At 36.3% G+C, this 8678-nt stretch carries 6 protein-coding genes; 2 read left to right on the top strand and 4 right to left on the bottom strand.

Annotated features, from left to right (window positions below):
• The coding region (locus A9G38_RS09725; protein WP_081297942.1) for an IS3 family transposase at positions 1 to 880 on the top strand (880 nt) is incomplete at its 5' end.
• A 266-nt stretch (positions 881 to 1146) separates the two neighbouring features.
• Here the strand turns inward: A9G38_RS09725 and acuI are convergent.
• From acuI to A9G38_RS09705, 4 genes are all read right to left on the bottom strand, one after another.
• Positions 1147 to 2142 carry an acrylyl-CoA reductase (NADPH) gene (acuI, locus tag A9G38_RS09720; protein WP_034915292.1) on the bottom strand — a complete coding sequence of 332 codons (996 nt, stop codon included), beginning with the start codon at positions 2140 to 2142 and terminating at the stop codon, positions 1147 to 1149.
• Between the two features lie 209 nt (positions 2143 to 2351).
• Positions 2352 to 3608 carry a serine/threonine transporter SstT gene (gene sstT / locus A9G38_RS09715; RefSeq protein ID WP_034915289.1) on the bottom strand — a complete coding sequence of 419 codons (1257 nt, stop codon included), beginning with the start codon at positions 3606 to 3608 and terminating at the stop codon, positions 2352 to 2354.
• A 185-nt stretch (positions 3609 to 3793) separates the two neighbouring features.
• Complete coding sequence (locus tag A9G38_RS09710) at positions 3794 to 7069, bottom strand: hypothetical protein (RefSeq protein WP_034915286.1); 3276 nt, start codon at positions 7067 to 7069, stop codon at positions 3794 to 3796.
• Positions 7059 to 8408, bottom strand: coding sequence for an SWIM zinc finger family protein (locus A9G38_RS09705; protein WP_202961588.1), 1350 nt, complete (start codon positions 8406 to 8408; stop codon positions 7059 to 7061). Before A9G38_RS09705 ends, A9G38_RS09710 begins: the two co-directional genes overlap by 11 nt.
• Before the next feature lie 110 nt (positions 8409 to 8518).
• Between A9G38_RS09705 and A9G38_RS09700 the strand changes: the two genes are divergently transcribed.
• The coding region (locus A9G38_RS09700) for a transposase (RefSeq protein ID WP_141671777.1) at positions 8519 to 8678 on the top strand (160 nt) is incomplete at its 3' end.

Below are 8678 nucleotides of genomic sequence, written 5' to 3'. Positions count from 1 at the left end.
TAAAGCAAGCAGCACTGATAATAGGACGAAAATCGCTATCCTAAAAGCAAATCGACATCGTTATAGCATAACAAAGCTATGTCAATATTTAGGATTATCAAGACATTATGCTTATTATCAGTGTAAATTGAATAGACAAAAATCAGTAGGGCTTTATGCCAATAAAATCGTGACGCTATTTAATCAGAGCTATCAGTCTTATGGTACAAGACGAATTCGTTTTGATTTACAGAAAGAGAATATTTGGGTGTCACGCCGTTACATTGCTCGGGTGATGAAAGCCTTATTGCTGGTATCAAAATACACCGTTAAACGTTATCAATCTCACACTACGGAAGTGAATGAAACCGCCATAGAAAATCACCTGCAACGACAATTTGATGTAGGTGATAAAAAACAAATTGTTGTTGCAGATTTAACCTATATTCAAGTTAAGCAACGTTGGAACTATTTATGTGTTTTAGTGAACTTATCCGATAGGCAAATTGTCGGTTACCATGTTGGTCAACATAAAACAGCAGAGCTTGTTATGTCGGCATTAAGCCAAATTAAACTGCCATTATCAAAATTGGATTTATTTCATTCAGACCGAGGCAAAGAGTTTGATAATCGGTTATTAGAGGCGTGTTTTAAGACATTTAATATCACGCATTCATTAAGCAAGAAAGGGTGTCCATATGACAATGCGGTAGCGGAAGCGACATTTAAAACAATTAAAACGGAATTTGTAAAAGGCCAACGTTTCAACTCAACGGCTGAATTACAACGCGCTTTTTCGGCTTATGCTTATTGGTATAATCATAAACGATTACATTCTTCGTTAGGCTACTTGCCTCCCGTTGAATTTAAAAAACACTTACCCCTTAATTTTTTTGTTTGAAAATGTGTTGCCATTCCAAAGAGAAGTTGATTCTTTGAATGGGGAACTTAAAAGTGTAATTAAAGGCTATAATCAAGTAATCAATTAAAAATAGATAAACATCGTTTCATTGCTAACATTTTAGTCATTATCAATGACAATAAATAGTGGTATAAATAAAAGCGGTGTAAATATTACATCGCTGTTTTTTTTAACTTTATAGCAAATGAGTAGGACAAGTAATTAACAGTAATTATCAAAATACTACTGTTTAGTCAAACCTAGATTCATTTGTTTACATCAACAACAAAACGCCCTTTTATTTGCCCTGCAATCATTTTATTTGCCACCTCAACACAATCATTTAGTGTGATTGTATTACTAATATGAGATAACACTTTTTCATCCAGATTGTGTGCCAATAAATTCCATGCTGCCACACGTTTATCATAATTTGCCATCACACTATCCACCCCAGCTAACGAAACACCTCTTAAAATAAACGGCGCAACCGTTGCTGGTAAGTCCATGCCTTGAGCAAGACCACAACACGCCACAATTCCGCCATATTGAGTTTGGGCACAAGCATTTGCTAAAGTGTGCGAACCAACCGCATCGACAACAGCTGACCACAGTTCTTTTTGTAATGGTTTACCCGTTTCTTTTAAGGTTTGACCATCAATAATATTAACTGCGCCAAGTTGTCGTAAATAATGATCTTCTTCAATTTTACTCGTTGATGCGGTGACTTGATAACCAAGTTTAGTAAGTAATGCAACGGCAATTGAGCCAACTCCACCACTAGCACCTGTTACCAAAACCATACCATCTTGTGGTTTTACACCTAAATCAACAATACGTTGGACACAAAGGCCTGCTGTATAACCTGCCGTACCAATTGCCATTGCTTGATAATCTGTAAGTTTGTTGGGCAAGGGTACTAGCCAATCAGATTTTAAATAAGCATATTGTGACAAACATCCCCAATGAGTCTCGCCACACCCCCATCCATTTAATATAACTATATCGCCTTTTTGATAGCAACCACTACGACATTCTAGCACAATACCAACACCATCAATACCTGGTACCATTGGCCACTGTCTAACAACAGGACTTTTATTAGTTAAAGCTAGCGCATCTTTATAGTTAATACTTGAATAGGTTATTTGGATTAAGGTATCACCTTCTTGCGCTAATAACTGCTGTTTACTAATACTCTTTAAGGAGCATGAAAACCCCGTTTTTTCTTCTTTCGATAAAACAATGGCATTAAATGGCATAGTGTCTCCTCATCACATATAGTATCGGAACATCTAAATAATATAATAATCCACTTAAATATTAGATGTTTTTTTAATAATAAAGAGTCATTCGAGAAAAAGCAATGTGATATGTTTGGTTGTGAGGGATAAATAAAAACTGAGCTGATAATAACAAATTACCATGCTCAGTTATAAATCAGAGTTACCAATTAAATAGGCTTGAATACTTAATTTTTAGTCGTATTATTTTTCTTCTTCTGCGCGGCTGATGAAACCGCACCAATAAACACAACATCACTTGATGAGTTCAATGCGGTTTCAACCGAATCTTGAATAACGCCAATTGCAATTCCAATGCCAATCACTTTGGCTGAAATTTCGTTAGGTATACCAAACATACTACATGCGACAGGAATAAGCAGTAACGATCCACCCGCAATCCCTGATGCCCCACAAGCACATACTGAAGTTACAATACAAAGTAATACCGCAGAATAGATATCAACATGTATACCAGCACTAGCTGGCATTGAGTTGACGGTGGCTAGAGTTAAAACTGTTATAGTAACGGCAGCACCTGACATATTAATTGCAGCACCTAGCGGTACAGCAACCGAATAAGTATCTTCATCCATTTTATATTTTTTACAGATCTCCATATTAACGGGAATATTTGCTGCTGAACTTCGGGTAAAGAAGGCTGGGATCGCACTCTCTTTTAAAGAGGTAAATACTAATGGATAAGGGTTTTTGTGCATAACTAAATAAGCTAATAATGGATTAATCACCAATGCAACAAACAGCATACAAGAAACTAACACAACCAATAGATGTGCATATTTCAGTAATTCACCAAAACCCGTTTCAGCTAGCGTTGAGGCAACTAATCCAAATACCCCTAAAGGAGCAAAGCGGATAATAATTCTTACAATAAAAGAAATAGCATAAGACAGATCATTCATCATTGTTTTAGTACTTTGGCTAGAGTGTCTTAATGCCAAACCGATACCAACACCCCAAATGATAAGACCAATATAGTTTGCATTAATTAGTGCATTTATCGGATTGTCGATCATTTTTTCTAATAAGGTTTTTAAAACAGCAGCAATACCACTAGGCGGTGTAAGTTCAAGGTTATTTAACGTATCACCAAATGAAATCTGTGATGGGAATAAAAAACTAGCAATGGTTGCTAATAATGCGGCTAACATCATTCCAACAAAATAAAGGGCAATTAATGGTCTCATATTGGCTTGTTTGCCATGTTGATGATTTGATATTGATGCAATTACCAAAATGAGTACTAGTATAGGAGCAACTGATTTTAAAGCATTAATAAATAGCCCACCTATAAGTGACATCGCTAATGCGGTATCTTTCGACACCGCAGCGAGAATAATACCAAATATTAAGCCCAACAAAATCTGCGGTATCAGCCCTATTTTAAAATAAAAACGCACCAAAGGATGTGAAGAATGAGTCATAATATTCCTTTCTTATTAAAATAAAGTTAAAACAATAACATAATTCAACATTGTGTTTATAGAAAATAAACATCATTATAATGTTTTTTTATATATCACTTTACATGATGATTAAATTTGATTATTTATTGCTTTTATATTAGACCTATTTTAAGTGTTCTAATCATTTCCCAAAAATAACCATCTTACTTAAGTAATTCAAGTAGTTGTTTTGCTTTGTTTACTGCTACTGATTTTGCTTTTGCTTGGGCAATATCCGCTAAGCCTTGCCATTGAGAATCAGGTTCAGTTAGATAACCGCGCCTAGTTGCCTCTTTCAAATAAGGAGCATAGTTTAATGACATATCTAAAATCCGATTAATCCAAGCAGGTATTTTTTCACCTTGTTTTACTAGATTTCCAACAAACTTAATGCATTCAATTAATACTGGACAAAATATTGGCAATAAACTTGGCTTTTTTTCTAGTAATCGAATTAATTTAGCGGGGCTTAAATCAGGATAATCGAGAAACAAGATAATAGCTTTGCGCATGGTATCTGCATCAATGATTCCTTTTTTAACATTTTTTTCAAAAATAAAATTTGCTTTATAAGTATCACTGTCTTGAGCCAACAATCCGATAATCACTGTCACTAACGATTTTGAAAAAATCAGATTATCTGTGTTTAAAAAAATCAAATTATATTTACTTGATAATGGTCCATCGTTATTTTCTTGCCAATTACGTGTTTTTTCAACAACAAGTAACTGTTTGTTAATACACCAATGTAACCAAACTCTTGATCGAAAATTAGGTATAACTTGTTGATCTTTTGATAATGCTGGGTAAGCTTCGCATTGGAATTCGTATTCTAAATCATAATACCAATCATTTTTTACTATGTGGAAAACTTGGTTAGACACATTGGGGAGTTTTAAAGTAAACATTAGTGATTTAGCCAATGCTTTAGAAAATCGTGATGATTGATCTATTACAGGCTTACTAATAGTAATTGAAACATTATCTTCAGGCACAACTTTAGTCTTTTGCGGTTTTGACCATACTTGTTCAAAATCATCAGGAGCTCGCATCGATACGTCTTGTTTTAAAGGGGCGATTTTAGGTAGTTTTTCAACTATGGCTTTTGCTTTCTTAATCGCATTAGCACTACCTTCTTTACTGGCTAACATTCTGATGCCAAGTAATTGCAATTGATTGGCATCGGCTATGCCTTGATCGACAGCATATTGAACTTCTGGTAAAAACTCAGCTATCGCATCAACAGTTTCAAGCGTGCCAGATAACAGTCTTGGTGCTTTACATGATGCGATAATTAATTGATCCAAAATAGGCCAAACCACCGAAAGAATACCTTGTTTTGCAATATCGGTTAATACTGACACCAAACTAGCTATACGACAAGGAACCTGACTAAATCGCTCCAGTAACAAAATATCCGCCACACCTGGAATAAGCAAACCTCTTTGCCATGCATCGTTTACTGCTTGAGCCATATTGCTAGCCACATAAGGCGAATTAGCGCGTTGCATAGCTAACAATGCCATTGCAGAACGTGAATCAAAAGGAGAACGCCTGTTAACAATTTGCTGGAACTCAAAACCTTGATGGTAATATGTTGCCCAATCAATATCTGACGGTATTGCACTATCGTTCCATAACGGGAAAATAGCAAGAATTTTTGTAAACCCGTTATTTCCAATACGTTTAGGAAAATAATTTAATGATTGTGGAAGGGACAGTACGTCTTCAATATAAGTATTTAACGCTAATTTAGGTTCGATTACTGGATCGTCCAGATACTGTAATACTAAAGAAGCAGCATCAATTGGCATTTTTTGTCCTGATTGCAAAACGACTGCAACATTTAACTTCTTGAGTTTTTCTATCGTTGATGATGTTTGTGTCGAAACATCAAGACGAGTCAAGGCTAAAAACAGATCCGCCTCTAATGCATCAATTTTCAACTGTTGATAAATCGCTAATCGTTGACTAAGATCATCCACTGTTATTGAAAGATCACTCATGCTTGGTGTCGACAGTAAACAAGGTATTTTGCCTAAGTTTTTACAAACAATATAATCGCGTGCTGTTAATAAATCAGACAAATATTTATGATACGGAATCTCTTCGCCTTTACGCCAATAAAATAGAAAACCAAGAAGCTGATCAACCCGCAATTTTATACCCGCTAAACTCGCTTTTGCTGCTTGAGGATCGTGATAAGCAATAATATTGGCTACAGCTAGAAATCTTTCCGTCACACTATCATGACCAGATATGTTTCTTTTTACTAATTCAGAGGCTAACTCAGTTAATACATCAGGGGAAATAGGCTCTAATTCAAAAGGCGGTAATTGCCAAAGTGACGGTGTTGGTTGCCAAAGTTGTTGTAATTCGGAGGAATTAGATTGTACGGTATGATCATCAATATGCCACTGTGTAATTAGCTTGCTAGTTAAAGCCACAATTGATTCATCAGTTTGGTCAAGTAATAGATTTAACAAAGGCATAAACAAATCAGTATTTTGGGGCGCTTTGCGATTTAGGGCTATCTTTAACACTAATTTTTTGACCGATTTTATTTTAGATGATAAACATGCCGTCATCACTTCGATTAATAATTCATCATCAACAAAGGGAATTAAAACAGGTGCTAATCGATTAATTATTGCAGATTCACCCATGGCTAGTAATGGAATTAAAGCAGGTACTCGCTGGCACAATTCAGCATCGGTAATACCTAAATCATAAAGTGTATCTAACCATACTTTACGATCTATAGGACGAATAGCGATATCTAAAGCCAAAAAAAGTAACTCTTTTGCTTGCTCTCGGTCAAGCCAACCTAATGTTACCCCCAAGCAAAACACCTCGATAAATGACCGTGTAGCAGGTGTATTTATCGCTATAGCAATATGAATATGTTCGACAAATCGACGCTGACATTGAGCTATATTTGGAGGAATTTTATCGTAAAAATGCTTTACAACATCATCACCACGCATAGCAACCGCCGCATACAACGTCCAACCGCCGATATAATTCTGATTTTTAGGAATAACCAAATTTAAACGATCAACCAACTGAACAGCAAGATCTGTTGGTGCAGATGCTTGTTGCACAAAATTTTGTGCGTAATTTTCACCTCGTTCAATAATAACCGGCAATAACAAAGATGAATAAGTATAATGAGCAAGTTTTAACGCTCGGCTCACTGATACCCCAATCCGAATGGCGTACAAAGCTAAATATGCTTTATTACACTTAACATAATCTTGCCATTGAAAAGCGTTACCAACTTTGACATAGTCACCCCATTTGCCATTTTTTAATCCTAAAAGTGCAATCTTTTGCTGCTCTTTGCTACCTAGCGGTTGTTGTAAAATATTGTCAGCTGTGACATTGTTCCAATTCAAAAAAATAAAAATCGCTTCGGCTTTCGCTAAGTTAGCATTCATAAATATTTTCCTTAATTTGTACTGCTAAAATATGTTTACATGGTCCTTTTTTGAGTTGATGATTCAGATACCATGAGCAAGTACATTGTGATGTCATTTTACTATTCTGCCTAACAAAACGGACACGATAGTCTTCGTTATTCGAGTGAACCATCCATGTGTTTTCATCAATTCGATCAATATATTCAATCAATTTATAGGCCGATTTTAAACGCGGATTATCTTTGATAAGTCGATTAGGATCTTCAGGCAATTGACGATGAAAATAGCCATTCTGGTGTACATCAAAACCCAACTTACCTGAAACAGCTAGATACGCCAGCGAACTATTAATGCGCTGAGTATCTAAACCTGTTTTTATCGCTAGCTGAGTCAGATCGATCAGCGAATCAAACTGTAAAATAGATTGAACAAGTTGAGCATTTTGTAATTGCTGTTTTGTTGCAAGCAGCTCAAGTAAGGCACCTTCGCCAGAATAGCCTTGCCATGGCTGTGCAGTTAAGCTCAAAGTAAGTCTTGCACCGTCGAGTTCAACTTCAACCATGCAGGGTCCTTGTTCACCACTTGCTAGCTGATAAAAAGTTAAACGCTTAATATTGGTCATTAATCGCTTAAGTGCACTTAACCGGTGTAGCCCCGAAATATACACACTATCGAGACCGCCTTGAGCCATCAATTTAATACCAGTATTAGATGGCACTAGCCAGCTTGATTGATGTTTACTAGTCACGGTTGGCAATCCTGCAATAAAGGTTTGTGCTTGTATTCCCGTTACCGTAAAAACAGCGGCCATTTTGGTATGAATTTCAGCTACATTACCTAGTGCTCTAATCCACCTATCCGGCATTGCAACAGGGCGCTCAATAATGGCCTTTATTCCAATTACATCTTTATCTTGTTTTTGGATATGGCGCATAGCCAAACCTTGATTACCAATATTGAGATGAAGTTTGTCTCTATTATTAACCTGAGTTAGCGCTTGCCTTAAGCTAATACCTATATCTACATTGGTTGTACCTCGTAATATTTGTCCATCAAACCCTTGTTGTAACAAATCTAAACGGGCATAAACACTATTGCAGGCAGAAAAAACCTCTGCTCTTAATTGATTCCCTTGTGCAGATAAAATAGGATCACGAAAAGCTACTGGCACCGGTTTAAAATATCGGGTCGCAGTAATATCAGCCAAAACCAGTAAAGATCTAGCAAGAATTTGTGGGTAAAGTGCATAACCAGCAAAAAATTGAGGGTTGTCAATAATTCCATCTGGTGTTAAGGCTGGCGATAACGCTAAGGCTAATGCGCCATTAGTGAGTTTTGATTGCTGAGAAAACTTCAATATAAATAATCCTAACACATTAGGGCGTGTTGATCTTTCATGATTATTTTTTAGACGGCATGATGTGAGTTATAATAATTCAGCCAAAAACAACCATAACTCGATTCATCATGCCAAGAACAATGCTAACAGATAAACGGTGGGAAAAGCTACTACAAATAATGAAAAATACCGGCCGAGTTTATAATAAATCCGAGCATCGGATGACGTTTGAAGGGATCCTTTTCCGAATGAGAACCGGTATTCCTTGGCGAGATTTGCCAGAAGAGT

Source organism: Gilliamella sp. Imp1-1, from assembly GCF_001690415.1.
Classification (GTDB): Bacteria; Pseudomonadota; Gammaproteobacteria; order Enterobacterales; family Orbaceae; genus Gilliamella; species Gilliamella bombi.
This window is presented reverse-complemented; position numbering and strand designations above follow the sequence as displayed.